Annotated in this window: 10 protein-coding genes and 1 pseudogene; 7 read left to right on the top strand and 4 right to left on the bottom strand. The window is 64.1% G+C overall.

What is annotated here, in order from left to right:
• Positions 1–76: 76 nt before the first annotated feature.
• The 3 genes and pseudogenes from EXZ48_RS22505 to EXZ48_RS22495 form a co-directional block, all read right to left on the bottom strand.
• A pseudogene (locus EXZ48_RS22505) lies at positions 77–394 on the bottom strand (SPFH domain-containing protein); the annotation flags it as partial.
• Positions 395–400: 6 nt separating this feature from the next.
• Entirely contained in the window at positions 401–1,057 is a 657-nt protein-coding gene (locus EXZ48_RS22500) for an OB-fold-containig protein (RefSeq protein ID WP_130518407.1), read from the bottom strand.
• Complete coding sequence (locus EXZ48_RS22495; protein WP_165909384.1) at positions 1,057–2,166, bottom strand: PspA/IM30 family protein; 1,110 nt, start codon at positions 2,164–2,166, stop codon at positions 1,057–1,059. The genes EXZ48_RS22500 and EXZ48_RS22495 overlap by 1 nt, the downstream gene beginning before the upstream one ends.
• Positions 2,167–2,486: 320 nt before the next feature.
• Here EXZ48_RS22495 and EXZ48_RS22490 point away from each other — a divergent pair, with 320 nt between their 5' ends.
• The 3 genes from EXZ48_RS22490 (at position 2,487) to EXZ48_RS22480 (ending at position 8,845) form a co-directional block, all read left to right on the top strand.
• Positions 2,487–5,621: a CHAT domain-containing protein gene (locus tag EXZ48_RS22490; RefSeq protein ID WP_130518403.1), complete on the top strand. Its 3,135-nt coding sequence runs from the start codon at positions 2,487–2,489 to the stop codon at positions 5,619–5,621.
• A 159-nt stretch (positions 5,622–5,780) separates the two neighbouring features.
• Positions 5,781–6,926 (top strand): calcium:proton antiporter, encoded by a 1,146-nt coding sequence (locus EXZ48_RS22485; RefSeq protein WP_130518401.1) that lies wholly within the window; start codon positions 5,781–5,783, stop codon positions 6,924–6,926.
• A 131-nt stretch (positions 6,927–7,057) separates the two neighbouring features.
• The gene (locus tag EXZ48_RS22480; RefSeq protein ID WP_130518399.1) at positions 7,058–8,845 is read left to right on the top strand and encodes a diguanylate cyclase; all 1,788 of its coding nucleotides are present in this window, start codon (positions 7,058–7,060) and stop codon (positions 8,843–8,845) included.
• Positions 8,846–8,943: 98 nt separating this feature from the next.
• Here the strand turns inward: EXZ48_RS22480 and EXZ48_RS22475 are convergent, their stop codons facing one another.
• On the bottom strand, positions 8,944–10,023 hold the full coding sequence (locus EXZ48_RS22475; protein ID WP_130518397.1) for an ROK family protein: 1,080 nt from the start codon (positions 10,021–10,023) through the stop codon (positions 8,944–8,946).
• 112 nt (positions 10,024–10,135) lie between these two features.
• Between EXZ48_RS22475 and otsB the strand changes: the two genes are divergently transcribed.
• From otsB to EXZ48_RS22455, 4 genes are all read left to right on the top strand, one after another.
• The gene (otsB, locus tag EXZ48_RS22470; RefSeq protein WP_130518426.1) at positions 10,136–10,951 is read left to right on the top strand and encodes a trehalose-phosphatase; all 816 of its coding nucleotides are present in this window, start codon (positions 10,136–10,138) and stop codon (positions 10,949–10,951) included.
• A 310-nt stretch (positions 10,952–11,261) separates the two neighbouring features.
• Positions 11,262–12,116, top strand: a complete 855-nt coding sequence (locus EXZ48_RS22465) for a LysR family transcriptional regulator (protein WP_130518395.1) — start codon at positions 11,262–11,264, stop codon at positions 12,114–12,116.
• A gap of 446 nt (positions 12,117–12,562) precedes the next feature.
• Entirely contained in the window at positions 12,563–14,491 is a 1,929-nt protein-coding gene (locus EXZ48_RS22460; protein ID WP_130518393.1) for a methyl-accepting chemotaxis protein, read from the top strand.
• Between the two features lie 120 nt (positions 14,492–14,611).
• Positions 14,612–17,029: an EAL domain-containing protein gene (locus tag EXZ48_RS22455; protein ID WP_130518391.1), complete on the top strand. Its 2,418-nt coding sequence runs from the start codon at positions 14,612–14,614 to the stop codon at positions 17,027–17,029.
• The last annotated feature ends 38 nt before the right edge of the window (positions 17,030–17,067 follow it).

The raw sequence follows: 17,067 nt of genomic DNA, 5'->3' as shown, positions 1-17,067 counted from the left end.
AGGTGGCCGGATTTTACTCCGCCCGCAGCAGCATTATGCCGCCGCTACCGTGGCCGACTTTTGCACCGCCGCTCTCATTTTCCGAATCCGGCTTCACGCGGACATAGAATTCCGCGGTGATGTCGGCGCGCATGCGGTCCTTGGTGATCAGCGATTCGTTCTCGGCGCGCTTGACCTCCAGCCGCAGCGTGCTGAGCGACACCCAGGAATAGGAATGGAAGATCGGCAGGATGACCGACCCGCCGTCGAGCACGACCTTCTTGCCGCCAAGGCCCGTGCGCACATAGGCCTTGTCGCGCGTGGCGCGGGTATAGAGCGAGGTCATGATGATGCCGATGACGACGACCGCCGTCACGATGACCCCGGCGATGATTCCTACCGAGAGGAAGTCCATGATCGTTTACCCTCCGTTGTTGGGATAGTGGCTGTCTTCGAGCACCGCGGGGGCGGGGATGGCTTCGAAGAGGCCGTCCTTCCCGTCGACGATGAGCACGGACGCGCCCGTCTCGATCACATGCCCGGGCACGGCCCGGGCACGCAGCGTGTGGATGTTGTCGTAGCGATCCTTGATCCGGACCGTGCCGGGATGGCCCTGGTCGAGCGGCCCGAGCGTCACCGTGCCGACGAGACCGATGAAATCGGCCTGTTCCTGCACGCTGGTCTCGTCGCGCGGGATGATCCGTGCCAACCCGCGCGACGACCAGCGGGTGACGGGAATGGCGACGGCAAGCGCGCCGGTGACGGCAGCGTAGAGCGGCAGCGGCTCGCGGAACTGCGAAATGACCGCCTGCAGGGCGAAGCCGGCAGCGGAAAAGGCGGAGAGCAGGATGACGGCGAGCACGAGGATCGGTACGCCGCCGGCATTGAGCCAGGACATCCACCCGCCGAGAAGACCTGATTCCGCATCACCCGGCCCGTTGAAGTCGAGGCCGTCCTCGATCAGTCCGGAGGCGGAGGCGCCGAGCAGCACCGAGATAAGTTCGACGATGCCGAGACCCGCCACCGTCAGAAGCGCGATCCAGAAGGGAGCGGTGCCCGGGTGGACGATGGAATCCATCAGCGCTCACCGTGCTTGAAGGCGGCCAGGCGTGCCTCGATCGCTTTCTGGCGTTGCAGGCGTCCCAGTTCCTCCACCTCCGCCGTGCCTTCCATGGCCGGCTTGGACGGAACGCCGGTGACGCGCTCGACGGCCTCCAGCGCATCGGCAAGGCGCCGGTCGTTGCGCTGGGAGGGCGTGGCGGCCGGTGGGACGGCGCGCTCGGCGCGGCGTGCGTCCTCCAGCCGTTTCATCGCATCGGCGCGGGCCGAGGCGATGCTGCGCAGCGTCGCTTCGGCATCGGCAATCTCGCCGGCATTTTCCAGGATGGCCTTAGAGAGGGCGTCTCGCTGGGCTTCGAGATCGATCTGGACGCCGGTGGCGGCACGGGCGAGGTCTTCCCGGCCGCTTTCCAGCCCGACCTTGATCTTCTCGTCGAGGTCGCGGATCTCCGCATCGAGGTCGTCGGCCTTGGCTTTCAGCCGGTGGCCGGCGGCCATGGCGACGCCGAGCGCGGCGCGGGCCTCCTCGGCGATCGTGCCGATCTCGCGGACGGCCTGCTGTGCCACGGCGACCGGGTTCGATGCCTCGGCGGCATCGACTGCGGTGTTGACGACGCCGGCGATGACGCGCCCGAGGCGGGCGAGGATACCTTCGTTGGACATGGAAGCCTCCTTCTTCGAATGGATGCCGGCCTGGATGCCGGCATAGAGACAGATGGACGACCCGGCAAAGACGAGCCGCGCTTCGGCAAAATCCGTCCAGCCGTCGCGATAACCGCTTGCCGCATAGGACAGGACGATACGCCCGCCGAGCGTTGCGATGCTCACGCTGTCCGGGCCCTTGACCGCGAAGAGCTTGGAGTCGAGCGGAATGTCCGCGACGATCTCTCCTGGCTTGCGGCGGCCGTGGTCGCGCAATGCGAGTGTCACGAGGCGGGCGGGAAGCCCTGTCGCGGTGCGGATGTCTTCATAGGCCGCCTGGTGCAGTGCCACGACATTGGCGCCCTTGGTCCGGTCCAGGATTGCCATGGCCTGCTGGTAGGCCGCCAGCGTCTCGGACAGTGCTCGACGCATGTCCGGGGTGGGCTGAAGGTCGAGCCTGAGGCTGGATGTGAACTTCGTTGCCATAGCTAAATATATAAAGCACTTCATTGGTGCTTTCAAGGCCGATTTCGCTTCGACTGCCTATTCAACGGATGAGGTCGGCAGTCTCTTCGGTGGGGCAGGCGTTGTTTTTCGTCCCGCCCGCGAGCGACACGATGCCATCTTGCCTGACTGCCTGCCGGAACCGCGAGCATGAAGACCGGCGGCTCGCCTGACCGTCGCCGAAAACGAAGAGCGAGATCCATTCCGGTCTTGAATTTGAAATAAGCCGGTTATGTTGATCGTCTTATCTGGGTCGCGCCCGCGACCGGCAAAGCCGTTCGATATCGTCAAGAAGTGTCCTCATGCAGCTTTCCCTCCGTATCGTTCTCTCCCTCGTCCTTTTCATCTTCCTCGCCATGCCGGCTTCTGCAAAGGCCCCGACGCAGGCGGCCATCGCGCGGTCGGACGTCATCGCGGCGGAGATGAAGGCGCTTGCGGAGGGCGGCGACCTGGAGGGCGCGCGCCGCAAGGCGGAGGCGGCGAGCGCCCGGTTCAAAACGGAGGGAGAGACCTGGCTTGCCGCAAGCTATGCGGTCTCGGCGGCCGATTATGCGATGCGCATGGGCGATGCGGCGCGCGTCGACGCCGACTACTATCCGCACATGGGGGAACTGCTCGCAACGCTCGAGCCGGTGGAGGAAACCCGGGCCAATCTCCTGCTTGAACTTTTGATGGACGCGAAAGGCCAGCTCGGCGACAAGGACCGGCAGGATGCGCTGGCGGAACTCTACGAAGAGCGGATTCGCAAGGTCCATGGCAGGGACAGCGCGGAGGACGTCGACGCCCGGGTGCGCACCGCCTACAGCCTGCTGGAGAGCCAGCGCCTGGAGGAGGGCCGCAAAAGGCTGCGCGCTGCGCTGGCCGCTTCGGCGAAGACGGAGCTGCATGCCGTGACGTTGCGGCACTATACGCAGGCCGCACGCAGCTTCCAGGCGAGCGGCCTCAACGACGACGCAGCGGAACTCTTCCGGGAGGCGGAGCAAACATCCGCCATCCGCGCCGAGGTGAAGGAGCTTGCGGACTTCTACCTTGCCTATGCGGAGTTCCGCACCGCAGTGCCCGACAGTGGACAGCATTTCGTGCCGCTCTACTCCATGGCGACCAATCTCTATGCGCGTTTCTACGGCCATGAATCCTCGGAGCTGATCCATGCAACCGACAAGCTGGCAAGCGCACTGTCGGAAGTCGGGCAGTATGGCACAGCAATCGATCTCGAACGGCGCAACTACGAAATCGCGCAGAAGTCGCTTGGCGACGACGACACCATCACGTGGCGCATCGCCAACAATCTCGCCGACATGCTGCGCGGCATGGGCTCGCCTTCCCGGGCGCTGGAATACGACCTGAAGGTGCTGGAAAACCGCACCCGCCACTACGGCCAGAACCATTTCAACACGCTGGTGAGTGCCAACAACACCGCGCAGAACTATCTCGATCTCGGCGATTATGCCGAGGCGCGTCGCTACTTCGCGCTGTGCCTGGAGATATCGCAGGCGCTTGGCGATCCCGTGACGATTGCCGGCATGGAGGCCTGGCTTGCCTATACCGATCTGCTCTCGGGCGCCCGGCCGATGGATGCGGCGGCGCTCGGGCGTATCGAGGCGCTCGTCACCGATTCCAACTATCCGGCGATCCTCAGCATGAAGGCGGCCAATCTGCTGGCGGATCATTTTGCCAAGGCAGGCAACGTGGAACGGCAGATCAAGCACCTGCAGCAGGCCTACAGCATTGCCGGGGGCGAGATGAGCACCGGTCACCCGCTCGCCGTTGCCGGGCGCATCGCCCTTGCCAATGCAAAGGCCGCGACGGATCCCGCCACGGCTGCGGAGGAATTCGCTGCTATCGACCAGGACATGCTGCGCTGGGTGCACTTGCAGGTCTCCGTGGCGGGCGGTCGGGAGGTCGGCGAGGCGGTGCGCGCCATGGCGGACGGCATGCTCTACGATTATGCGCGCTTTGCCGAACAGCACACCTCCGCCGTACCCGCCTTTGCCGATGCCGCCCGGCGCTGGCCCTCGCTCGCCACTGCCGATGCGGACAATGCGCTGAAAGTTGCCCGCATGGTCGATCGCTCGGATACCGAGACAGTGCGCCTGCTCGACCGCATCACGCGCCTGTCGCGCATTGCACGTGAAATCTTCGCCGCCGATGTCGAGCAGGATCTCGCCTATGCCTATCTCTCCGACACCAAGGCGCTGGAGCAGCAGCTGCATGAGCGTATCGTTTCGCGCTACCAGCTGGATCGAGAAAAGGTTCTGAACCAGCCGTTGCCGACCCCGGGTGATCTTCTGGGCAGGGATCAGGTGCTCGTCCAGTATTTCACGACCCGTAAGTGGCGCGTGGACCGTGAAAGCGCCGATCCGATCGCAGATGCGCGGCTTTACGCCATCGTCTGGCGCAAGGGTGCGGCACCGGTCCTGCGGGGGCTCGGCGATCCGCGCAGATTGCTGGTGGGCGGCGAGGATATGGTGGCCGCGCTCCAGACGCGTGATCGCAGCACGGGGGAGGGCAGGGGGCTGCTGGTGCAGGCGAGCAAGCGCGCCTTTTCCCGGCTGCATGACGGGCTGATCGCGCCGATCGACGCCGACATTGCCGGTGCCAAGACCGTCTTCATCGTGCCGGATGGACAATTGTTTGCCTTGCCCTTCTCCCTGCTCGAGGATCCTGCGGGCAGGTTGCTCGAAGAGCGCTTCACGCTCAGGCTGCTGACCGAGCCGGAAGCGCTATACCGGGCTGTCGAGGACCGTGCGTTGCCCTCCGAAGGCCGGGTCGTGCTGGCCGGCGGCATCGATTACGCAAAGGGCGAGGAGGCGGGTGCCATGCCGCTGCCGGGCACGCTGCGCGAGGTGGAGGCGATCGGCAAAGTCCTGTCCGGCCCGGGCTTGAGGATCGAGACCCTTTCGGGAGCTGCTGTTGGCGAGGCGGCACTGCGCGAGCGCATGACGGGGGCGACCGTCGCCCATCTGGCGACGCACGGCGCCTATGGCAGCGCGAAGAATGGCGGTGCCAGCAATGTCGATACGCTGTGGCAGAGCGAGGTCATCCTCGCCCGGTCGGGCGATACGCGCGCCATGCGTCGCGACGAGAAGGACGGGCGGCTCTACGCCTTCGAACTGATGGGCTGGGATCTCTCCGGCCTCGATCTGCTGGTACTCTCGGCCTGCGAAACCGGGCGCGGCGACGAGGCGTTCGTCGGGGGGCTGCGCGGCCTGCCGACCGCGGCAAATCTCGCCGGTGCCAGGCGCTCCCTGCTGACGCTCTGGCCCGTCGCCGACGATGGCACCGCCGATTTCATGGTGCGCTTCTACGAGCACCTGAAGGACGGGCAAGCCTATGCCGAAGCGTTGCGCAGCACCCGGCGCGACGCCATCGAAGGCCGCATACCCACGGCGCAGGACCCGCTTGTCTGGGCCGCCTTCGTGCTGTTCGAAAACTGAGCGTGGGACCGGCCGATACCGGGAGGGTGCCGTGCGCAAGTTTCTATGGACGCTGACGGCGCGAAACGGTACACAGTCGCCAGCGCCTGCAGGGCTTCGGCTGGGACGACCCGGCCGTGACGACACGATCGGGGACGGCCCCTTAGAAGGTCGCTGATAATGCCCTCCCTCTCCATTCCCAAGAACACCATTTTCAAGATCGTCGTGGCCTGGCTGGTTGTCGCCGCCTTCCAGCTCGGTGGCAAGGCCTGGCTTTCGCCCGACATGACGCCGGTCGTGGCCGGCATCTGCTTTCTGGTGCTGTTTGCCACAATCCTCATGGCTGCCTTCGGTGTCGTCGGCGAGGCCGATGAATTGGCGCACAGCCTCGGCGAGCCCTACGGCACGCTCATTCTGACGCTCTCCATCGTCTCCATCGAGGTCATCCTGATCGCCGCCGTGATGATGGGGCCGAACGAGGCGCCGACGATCGGCCGCGATTCTATCTTCGCCGTCATGATGATCATCCTCAACCTCGTGACCGGCATATGCCTCGTCGTCGGGGGGCTGCGCTATGGTGAGCAGGAATACAATGCGCAGGGGGCTCTGGCCTTCATCTCGATGACCGTCGTGCTCGTCGGAACAGCCCTGCTTCTGCCCAACACGCTGAGCACCGGCGACGGAACCTTCTGGCCCTCGCAGGCCATTGCTCTATCGGTGTTCACGGTCCTGCTCTATGGTGCATTCCTGCTGCTGCAGATGGGGCGCTACCGCAGCTATTTCATGCAGCCGGAGGCGGGCGCGCTTTCCATCCGTCTGTCGCCGGCGCGGGGCCTTCCCGCCGAGCCTGCTCCCGGCGATGCCGCCGACCGCCGTCAGAACATGGTGCATGCGGTGCTGCTCATCGCCCTCATGGTGCCCATCGTGCTTCTCGCCCATGACCTTGCCGTGGTCATCGACTACGGCGTGGCAAGCGCGGGTGCGCCGGTCGCGGTCGGCGGAGTGCTCATCGCCATCATCGTGTTCACGCCGGAATCGATCACGGCGGTCAAGGCCGCGTTCAACAACGAGACCCAACGGGCGATTAACCTGTGCCTCGGGGCGTTCGTCTCGACGGTCGGCCTGACCGTGCCTGCGGTGCTGACCGTGGGGCTCGTAGCCGGCAAGACCGTCGTGCTCGGCATCACTCCGACGGAAACGGTACTCCTCGCCCTGACGCTGGTTCTGACGCTGCTGACCTATCTCGGCCAGCGTACCTCGGCCATGCAGGGCTTCATGCACCTCACCCTGTTCGGCGTGTTCTCGCTGCTGCTGTTCACGAACTGACGCCGAAGCGTGGAGGCCGGACGATCGTTCGGCCTTCCGTGCGGCGGAATGGCCCCCACTGGCCTGTCCGATTACTATAAATGCTATCTTTCCTTAATCCTCGCTCAAGCAGCACCTGACACTGTAAGAGGATGCGGATAACCACAATCACCAATTGGGCTTACGGCATCACCGTCATCCTGACGGCGCTGTCCGGTGCGTCGTTCATCATGTCGTCGCGCAGCGCGCTTCAGGAGCGCGCGGCGGCCGAGGAGCATCTCTTGCTCGATACGCTGGCCGAAGAACTGGCGCTCGGTGCGGAGGTCAGGAGCGACGAGGCGCGGCTTTATGTGATGCGCGGCGAGGAGCGCCACCTGCAGGCGTTTCATGCGGAAGAGCAGGCCGAGCGACGGCGGGAGACGGCGGCTTCGAAGCTTGCCGCCCGGACATTGACGGCGGCCGAGGCGCAGGCCCTGCTGGCGGTCGACGCGAATGCCGAGGCACTGGACAAGATCGAGTCGGCGGCGGTCGAGGCGTTCCAGCGCGGTGACAAGGCGGCGGCCCAGACGGCCCTGTTCGGCCCGGAGCACGAGCGGGTCCAGGGAGAGCTGCTCCAGATGGTCGCCCATTTTCGCGATCTCACGGCGACGCGGACGGCATCCGAGCTTGAAGCCGCCCGTCTGCGCAGCAATTGGTGGAGCCTTGTCGCCAAGATCATGCTGGCCTTGACAGGCGCGCTGTTCGTCGCGGTGCTCTATTTCGTCCTGCGGCGACGGGTGGCAATGCCCCTGCGGCGGATGACGGGGATCGTGAGCCGGCTCGCCAGGCAGGACTACAGCGTCGAGGTTCCGATCGACCGCCGTGCGGATGAAATTGGCGAGATGAACGAAGCCATCGAGGTCTTCCGCACGAACCTGATCGAGCGGGAAAGGCTCGATGCCGAACGGCGGGCGGACCAGCATACCAAGGACCTGATCCTGCAGATGATGCACCGGGTGCAGGCCTGTCAGAACCAGGAGGAGTTGACGGACGTGATCGTCCGCTTCGCGCCGCAGATCTTTCCCGGGCTTGCAGGCGGGCTCTACATTCTCAGCGATGAAGACGCCTCCCTGATGCGCGTGGGGGCCTGGCTCGACCCTGAGCATTCGGCGGCGGTGTTTCCTGCCGCCGAATGCTGGGGGCTGCGCCGCGGACGGGCGCATCACAGCAATGACAGCGGCTCGGACGTTCCTTGCCAGCATGTCGCCCCTCCCGGGGTGACGGCCCTTTGCGTTCCGCTGACCGCACTGGGTGAAATGATCGGCCTGCTCTATCTGGAGGAGCCGGGCGGGGAGGTTCTCGGTGCGATGGGGCCACGGCTCTATCTCGAACTTATCGCCGAGAATGTCGGCCTGGCGATCGCGAACCTTCAGTTGCGGGAGAAACTGACAAGGCTTGCGATCCGCGATCCGCTCACCGGGCTCTTCAACCGTCGCTTCCTGGACGAAACGCTGCATCGGCATGCCCGCAAGCACGGTGGCGAACGACTTGCCTGCCTGATGATCGACATCGACCACTTCAAACGCTTCAACGACCAGTACGGCCATGATGCGGGAGATCTCGTCATGCAGTTCGTCGGGCAGACGCTACGCGATACCTGTGCGCCTGTCGGCGATGCCTTTCGCTTCGGCGGAGAGGAGTTCACCACCCTCCTGCCGTCGCTCGGCGAACAGCAGGGTATCGAGCTTGCGGAGATGCTGCGGCAGAAGATCAGCAGTGTTGCGCTGTCCCATGCGGGTCATATCCTCGGAAAGGTTTCCGTCTCGATCGGTGTGGCGGCGTCGCCCGAGGGCGGCTCGGTCGAGACACTCGTGACGCGGGCCGATGCCGCGCTGCTGGCGGCGAAGGCCGCTGGCCGCGACAGGACCATCGCCGCAAGCGGTGTCGCGCGGTCAGCCTAGGGGATCTCGCCCGAAGCGGTGCTCCCGTGTTGGATGATGTGACCGACGAGCCATAATGGCGTCTGCAGCGATGCCACGGCATTCACGCATGGACGGCGTCAGGTTTCCTTGCGAGCAAAACTGGCATTGCCGAGCCCGGTACCGATCGTCACGGTCGCCCAGCGCGCCACATCCGTCATTCGTGGTACTGCCGACAGGCCCTGCACGACGGCATCGTTGTGCATGATGACGAAGGTCGGCTGGCCGGCGATATCTGGGATTGCCTTGCGCAGGGCTTCTGGAAGATTGAAATGCGTGCTCTCCCAATTGCCGCCCGGCAGGTTCTGGCCACCCCGCGCGATCGACCCGTCGGCGGCGATAATGCCGGGGCAGCCAATGCCGATGACCGGCGCGAGGGCAAGCTTGGCCTTCGCCGCCTTGGCGATGAGCGCTTCGATCATCCGCGCGAGATATTCGATGGTCGCGGTGCGGCGGGGTTCGTCGTCGGCGTGCCGCCACAGTTCCGATTTCCAGACCCTGGCCTTGGAGAAATCCGGCTGGTCGTCGAGATTGAGCTTGATGATGCCGGCCCGGATGTTGGTGCCGCCGATATCCACGGCGAGGATCGCATCATGGCCCTTCAGCATCCAGGAAGGGATGAGGTGCACGGCGCCGATAAGCCCGGCTTCATCAGGATGATGCGCGATCGGCACGAGATTGACTTTCAGCCCCTCGGCCTTGAGCCGGATCTGGGCACGGGCAATCGCCATGAGGCCCGCCTTGCTGTCCTTGAAGCCGCCGCCGACCACGATCCGCTCCGTGCCTTTCCAGGCCTCCTCCCTGAGATAGCGCGCAAGAATGCCGGCAAGTTCCGTCGCAAAGTCATCGATTGCCGCCAGCACCAGGGAAGCGGCCTCCGTTTCCCCCTCTTCAAGCAGCGCGTCGATCTCCTTCTTGGAAAGACCGTCCGTCGGCACGTCGCCCAGCGGATCCGGGCCGCCGGTGCGGACCCGTTTGCGCCACGCCTCGATCGTGTTGCGGAAGGCGGCCTTGTTGGCCTTGTCGCCGATGAAGCCGTCCTTGTCGCGCAGTTCGAGATTGTAACTCGTCACCCTGACGACCGGCAGGTCATCGGCTCCATGAGCGACGGGGGCGCTGTTTTCTTCGATCGGTTGCGGCTTCTTCTTCTGATTGCTCATGTCGGCTCCTCTGCCCGGTGCGAGGGCACAATGCGCCGGGGAAAGACTTGTTCCGGCCGCCGTTTCGGCGTCAGCCCTTGCCTCGCGGCGGTTGCGATCTACTTGCTTGCCGATGAACGAACTGGAGAAATTGCGGCCTTCGGATGCCGCAACCCGTCATCTTGTCCGCCGCCTCATCGACGAGCCCGAGCGCTGGGCGCTTTTCCTCGATATTGACGGGACGCTGCTCGACCTTGCCGCGACACCCGATGCCATTCAGGTCCCCCTGTCGCTGCCGGCGGACCTTGATGCCGTGTCCGCCCGCCTTGGCGGCGCGCTGGCGCTGGTCACCGGGCGAAGTCTTCCCTTCGCCGATGGATTGTTTGCACCCTTCCGCTTTCCCATCGCCGGCCTGCATGGTGCGGAGTTCAGAGGCGCGGACGGAGCGACGTCGGTCGTCTCCGCGACACCGGCCTTCGCTGCGCTGAAGCAACGGCTCGTCGAGCAGACGGCGTGGATGGAGGGCGTGCTCATCGAGGACAAGGGCGCTGCCGTCGCGGCCCATTACCGGCTTGCGCCGGCCTATGACACGGCGCTCGAGAGGATCATGCGCGACTTTGCCGAGGAGGCGGGTTGCGCCTGGGTGCTGCAGCCCGGCAAGATGGTCTTCGAGATCCGCCCTTCGCGCGCTGACAAGGGAGAAGCTGTTGCCAGCTACCTGGAACAGCCTGCCTTTGCGGGGCGCCTGCCGATAGCGATCGGCGACGATCTCACGGATGAGAGCATGTTCGCGCTTGCCAATGCCCGTGGGGGCCAGTCGATCCGCGTCGGCTCGCTCGCCACGGCCACCTGTGCGCTGGCAAAGGCATCGTCGCCATCGGCCATCCGCTCGGCGCTGACCACCATTGCCGGTGCAGGCAGGGACCGCAAGGCGGCGGCCACCTCCTGACCGCGCAGAAGGCAAGGGCGCTTGGGGCTGAATGTGGCGGGGGACGATGATGACGAACTTCCGGCGAAGGATGTCGGCAGGCCGCTGCGTTTGAAGCAAGGCATGCCGCTCATCTGGCACGCTATGGGCGCAAATCGGTATCCCGGCACGGCCTGGGTGGTTATATCGACTCAACTGTTGAGTGAGATATTCATAAATAAGGAATAAATCCTGCAAAACATCTGTGAAGCTCTGTTCCTCTATTGTCGGAGGGCGCATCCCGGATAGTTTTCTCCTTCGTTAGGTGGGCGAGGGGAGAGCGGGTTCGCGGATGCACTACAATATTCGGTCGTTGCAGGTGTTCGAATGTGTCTACCGGCATGCCTCGCTGGCGGGCGCGGCACGGGAGCTGGGCATAACCTCGAGCGCGATCAGCCATCAGCTGCGCAGTCTCAGGGAGCAGATCGGCGAGGAGCTTTTCGTCAAGCAGGGCCGCAGCATCGCCTTCACCGATCGGGGGCGGCAGATCGCCGAAAGCCTGAAATATGCTTTCTCTGAGATCGATTCTTCCGTCCGAAACGGTATTGCGGCCTCCAGTCGCTTCCTGCGGGTCACCATGTGCAGCTGCTTCGGGCTCGGCTGGTTCATTCCGCGGCTGGGGGGCTCGGCACAGGCCGGCTGGCGCAACCATTTGCGGGTCAAGATGTATGCGGAAGACATGGACCTCAGCGACCGCATTGCGGACGTGTTCTTTTCGACCACTCCGCTGAAATCGGGTTACTGGTCCTGCAAGCTGTTTGACGAGACGCTGATCGCGATTTCCCCCGAGCACGGGAGAGGAAGTCAGCTCATCACGCATGATGTCGAGGAGGCGGTCTTCGGAGACGACTGGCTGGCCTTTTCCCGCACGGCCGGCAATCTCTGGCCGACACCCGTGGATCGATCCATGTTCATCGGCTCCAGCCACTATGTCTTCGGGCTGGAAATGGCGATGGCCGGGGTTGGTACCGCGCTGGTTCCGGATTTTCTCGCGGAACGGGCACTGGAAAAGGGACGGGTCGTGCTCGCCTCCCGCCACCGCATGCCCTCGGGACGGGCCTATTACATGAACATCAAACACGCCCGGCGTCATGAGCCGCTGATCGACGGGTTTTGCTCCTGGGTTCTCAAGACTGCACGCCGGTAGCGTCCCCACTCTGTATTCCCTGTAGAGGCGCGGTTGATACCCTTCATTCCCTCTTTTCGGGAATATGAGGTCGATTTTGATCGCATTGGTAGTGGAAACGGACAGAATGCGTGTATTTTTATAATATATGCATTCTTAGGAAGTAAATTCCTGTTCTATACCGGTGAATTTTGTTCAGGTGAATGAGATAAACTCAATGTTCAGTGAGATGTACAGTTCAATTTTTGCAATCTATGGTATTTTCCGAGTAATATTTCCAGTTTAATCCCGAATTAACAAATAGATGTAATATTTTTCCTAGTCGATTACCCCATCTGCTCAGTCGGAGTTCCACATTTCCCGAAAACAATGTGGCATTGGTTGCCTGCCCGCAATGGGCCGGGCGGCATCGTTGATGCGCGGATGAGGCGGTTGCACCACCGTTTTTCCATCCTCGCGAGGCACTCATGTCCTTTCTGCAGAATGCCAAGATCATAACGAAAGTGCTGGTTCCGGTCGTCGCGCTAAGCGCGATTGTCATTGCCAGCATTGCTTACCTGTCCTGGAGTTACCATCGCGCCGATGAGAGTTACAGCGCGTTTGTCTCGAGCGACAACCGTGCGACCCTGCTCCTGTCGCGGGCCAATACGAGTGTGCACACCGCGGCCTATGTCGCCTACAAGGTCCTCGCTTACGATGCGAAGGCACCGGAAATGCAGCAACTCCTCGGCAGTTTTGCAGACAGTTCGAAGCAGGCGATCGAGCGCTTCGAGGCAGCCAAGCAGCGCCTGCCGGAAGCGGCGACCGCTATTGATGGCATGATTGGCAAGGCTCAGGCGATTTTTGCAGAGTTGAGCAAGGCCGTTGAGTTCGGTTCGCGCAATGAGAATGACGCGGCCCGCCCCATCCTCGCCCAGCAGGACGTCGCGATTATCGAGCTTCGCAAGATGCTCGGCACATTCATCGATGAGAACACCGCATCCATCGATGCGCAGACCGAAGTCCTGGCGAATGGAACGGATTTCACGATCAAGTCGTCGCTCATAGCGCTCGGTTTCGTCCTGGTGGCCGCACTGGCCGCATCGCTCGCAATAACCATCTACGGCATTACCCGGCCGGTGGATGCCCTTCGTCAGCGCATGCTGGGCCTTGCCGAGGGAGAAACGGAAGCGCCGGTTTCGGGGCTTGGCCGCAAGGACGAAGTCGGCCAGATGGCCGCCGCCGTTGCGGTGTTCCGCGACAACGCCGTCGAGCGCATCCGGCTTGAGCAGGAAGCGGCATCGAACCGCAGCCTCTCGGAAAACGAGCGGCTGGAGCGCGAGGCCCAGAAGGCACGCGAGGCCGCCGCCATCCAGGCCGCCGTGGACGCGCTCGCCACGGGCCTCGAACAGCTGTCCAACGGCAATCTGACCCACCGCGCCCACGAGCCCTTCGGTCTCAATCTCGATGGCTTGCGCACCAACTTCAACGACTCGATGGTCAAGCTGCAGAACACCTTGAAGCGGGTCGAGGAAAGCACCCGCAGCATCAATGCCGGTGCAAACGAGATGCGCTCGGGCGCGGACGATCTCGCCCGCCGGACTGAACAGCAGGCCGCATCCGTCGAGGAGACGGCGGCTGCGCTGGAGGAAATCACGACCGCGGTGAAGGATTCGGCCCGTCGAGCGGAAGAGGCCGGCACACTCGTGGCCCGCACCCGGGAAGGGGCGGAGCGCTCCGCCATCGTGGTGCGCGACGCGATCGAGGCGATGCAGCTGATCGAGAAATCCTCCGGCGAGATCACCAACATCATCAGCGTGATCGACGAGATCGCCTTCCAGACGAACCTCCTGGCGCTCAATGCCGGCGTCGAGGCTGCCCGAGCCGGGGAAGCCGGCAAGGGCTTTGCAGTGGTCGCGCAGGAAGTGCGTGAACTCGCCCAGCGTTCGGCGGCGGCCGCCAAGGATATCAAGAACCTCATTGGCGCTTCCAGCCAGCAGGTGCAGGCTGGCGTGCAGAAGGTCCGCGAAACGGGTGCCGCGCTTGGCACGATCGCGACGGAGGTACAGGAAATCAACCGCAATGTCGTCGCCATCGTCGAGGCGGCGCGTGAGCAGTCGATCGGACTTTCGGAAATCAACACGGCCGTCAATTCCATGGACCAGGGCACGCAGCAGAATGCGGCCATGGTTGAACAGACGACGGCGGCAACGCACAGCCTCTCCAGCGATGTCACTGCTCTTTCTCAGCTGTTGGCCCAGTTCAAGCTGCACGAGCGGGAGCATGCTCCGGTTGCCGTCGTTCCCTCTTCCGGGAGTTCTCCCGTCCGGGCGCTGACCCGCAAGGTCGCAAGTGCGTTCTCCGGCTCTGCCGCCCTCGCCCATGCTCCACAGGGCGATCAGTGGCAGGAGTTCTGAGATGTCCGGGACCGGCAAGCCCGAAAGGGATGCCGGTCCCGGGCTTCGTTGCAGGCCGCATCAGGCAGCGGATTGCCGGTTGGTGTCACCCCGAGCATGCACAGGATGGAGTTTTAGCGAATGTTGACGGTATATGGCTGCCTCGTGAACGAGCACGATCTGCGGCTCGTGCTCCTCGCCGGGCTGGTTTGCACCCTGGCCTCCTTCGCTGCGATCAGCCTCCTGCACCATGTGCTGCGTACGCAGGGGCCGCTTCGGACGATCTGGCTGTGGGTTGCCGCGACGGCGACGGGTTTCGGCATCTGGGCCACGCACTTCATCGCAATGCTCGCCTTCTCCCCGGCCATGCCGACCGGCTACAACATCGCGCTCACGGCGGTCTCGCTGCTGGATGCGATCCTGCTGACGCGCCTCGGGCTTTCGGTCGCGTTGGCCCGTATCCGGTTTGCGCGCTGGCTGGGTGGGGCAGTTGTCGGCGGCGGTATCGCGGTGATGCACTACACGGGCATGGCCGCCTTCGAAATTCCCGGCCGCATCGAGTGGGACCCGGTGCTGGTCGCCGCCTCAATCATACTCGGTACGGTGATCGGCGCCTGTGCCCTGCCGGTCGGTCTGCGCGAGCGCAGCAAGGCGGCACTCGCCGGGGGAGCGTTGTTGTTGACCCTTGCCATCGTCAGCCATCATTTCACGGCCATGGGCGCGGCGGCGATCGTTCCCGATCCACGCTATCAAGTCTCCCCGCTGGCTATCCCGACGGGCTGGCTGGCCGTGCTGGTCTCGATCGCGGCATTCACCATCCTGCTTCTGACCTTCGCCGCGCTCGCGCTCGACATTCGCGACCGCCGGCTTGCCGAGCGGGAATCGGAGCGCATGCGGGCCCTGGCCAATGCCGCCTTCGAAGGCCTTCTGGTCTGCCGGCAGGGGGTGGTCGTTTCGGCCAATGCCAGCTTCGAGACACTCGTCGCCTGCCCGCAGGAGCAGGTGATCGGCGCCGCGCTTGCGACATTCCTGCCCGATGCGGCGGCCCGTCGCCAGCTCGCGGACAGGCCGAACACGGCTTTCGAAACGCGGCTGCGCGCGATTGACGGGGCAATGATCGATGTCGAGGTGGTTTCCCGGCCGATCGGCTTTGCCAACGCGCCGCACAGCGCCATCGCCGTCAGGGACCTGCGTGCCCGCAAGAAGGCGGAAAACAACATCCACTTCCTTGCCCACCACGATACCCTGACGGGCCTTGCCAACCGAAACAGCTTCAACAGCGAGCTCGACGAGCAGATCGCCGCCCATCAGCCGAACGGGCGTCTGGGCGGGTCGCATCTGGCGGTGCTCTGCCTTGATCTCGATCGCTTTAAGGAGGTCAACGACCTCTTCGGCCATGCCGCTGGCGACAAGCTGCTGCAGAAGGTGGCGCTGTCGGCTTCAAGGGTCCTGCGCAAGGGCCAGCTGATGGCAAGGCTTGGCGGTGACGAATTCGCCATCATCGCGCCTGGTCTGAGCAATCCCATGCAGGCGGGGCGGATCGCCGAGAGCGTGCTTGATGCATTGCGGACGGAAAATGAGAATGCTTCCGCCACGGACGGCCTGATCTCGACGAGCATCGGTATCGCGCTCTTTCCGGCGGACGCGGCCGACCGGACGTCGCTCATGAGCCATGCCGACACTGCGCTCTATCGCGCAAAGGCGGACGGGCGCGGCATCTACCGTTTCTTCGAGAGCGCCATGGGCGAGCAGGTGCGCGAACGTCGCCGCATCGAACACGACCTGCGGCACGCCATCGTGCGGGGCGAGCTCTCTCTCGTCTACCAGCCGCAGGCCCGTACCGCGGACCGGGAGGTCGTCGGCTTCGAGGCGCTGCTGCGCTGGAACAGCCGCGAGCGGGGTCGTATCGGACCGGACGTGTTCATTCCCATCGCGGAGGAATGCGGGCTCATCCTGCCGATCGGCGAATGGGTGCTGCGTGAGGCCTGCCGGGAGGCGGCGGGCTGGGCGCATCCGCTCGGCATTGCCGTCAATGTCTCGCCGATCCAGCTCCACAGTGCCCATTTCGCCCAGCTGGTGCACGAAACGCTGCTCCAGACAGGCCTTGCGCCCCATCGCCTCGAACTGGAAATCACCGAAACCGCTCTCATCCGTGACTTCAACCGGGCCCTTGCGACGCTACGCCAGTTGAAGGCCCTCGGGGTCCGGATCGCCATGGACGATTTCGGAACCGGCTATTCCTCGCTTTCCAACCTGCGGGCGTTTCCCTTCGACAAGATCAAGATCGATGCATCGTTCATCCGCTCGGTCGACGGAAACGGGCAGGCGGCGGCGATCGTGAAGGCCGTGCTCGGCCTTGGCCGCGGCCTCGAATTGCCGGTCCTTGCGGAAGGCGTGGAGACGGCGGAAGAACTCGCCTTCCTCAGCGCCGAAGATTGCCAGGAGGTGCAGGGCTATCTCGTCGGCCGGCCGCGACCGATCGGCGAATTCTCCAAGCATACCGGCTCGATGCCGGCCGTGCGCGGGCCTGCCTATGCCGAAAAAGGTGCAAACACCTGACGAGGCCGTCTATTGAGACAACTGTCCACTTGGACAGA

The sequence above is a fragment of the Shinella sp. JR1-6 genome, assembly GCF_004284735.1.
Taxonomy (GTDB): Bacteria; Pseudomonadota; Alphaproteobacteria; order Rhizobiales; family Rhizobiaceae; genus Shinella.
Note: the sequence above shows the minus strand (reverse complement) of the source record. Positions and strands in the feature narration are given on the sequence as shown.

Coding starts and splice junctions, on each gene's coding strand:
- EXZ48_RS22500 (WP_130518407.1), bottom strand. CDS start 1,057: ATGGATTCCATCGTCCACCCGGGCACCGCTCCCTTCTGGATCGCGCTT.
- EXZ48_RS22495 (WP_165909384.1), bottom strand. CDS start 2,166: ATGGCAACGAAGTTCACATCCAGCCTCAGGCTCGACCTTCAGCCCACC.
- EXZ48_RS22490 (WP_130518403.1), top strand. CDS start 2,487: ATGCAGCTTTCCCTCCGTATCGTTCTCTCCCTCGTCCTTTTCATCTTC.
- EXZ48_RS22485 (WP_130518401.1), top strand. CDS start 5,781: ATGCCCTCCCTCTCCATTCCCAAGAACACCATTTTCAAGATCGTCGTG.
- EXZ48_RS22480 (WP_130518399.1), top strand. CDS start 7,058: ATGCGGATAACCACAATCACCAATTGGGCTTACGGCATCACCGTCATC.
- EXZ48_RS22475 (WP_130518397.1), bottom strand. CDS start 10,023: ATGAGCAATCAGAAGAAGAAGCCGCAACCGATCGAAGAAAACAGCGCC.
- otsB (WP_130518426.1), top strand. CDS start 10,136: ATGAACGAACTGGAGAAATTGCGGCCTTCGGATGCCGCAACCCGTCAT.
- EXZ48_RS22465 (WP_130518395.1), top strand. CDS start 11,262: ATGCACTACAATATTCGGTCGTTGCAGGTGTTCGAATGTGTCTACCGG.
- EXZ48_RS22460 (WP_130518393.1), top strand. CDS start 12,563: ATGTCCTTTCTGCAGAATGCCAAGATCATAACGAAAGTGCTGGTTCCG.
- EXZ48_RS22455 (WP_130518391.1), top strand. CDS start 14,612: ATGTTGACGGTATATGGCTGCCTCGTGAACGAGCACGATCTGCGGCTC.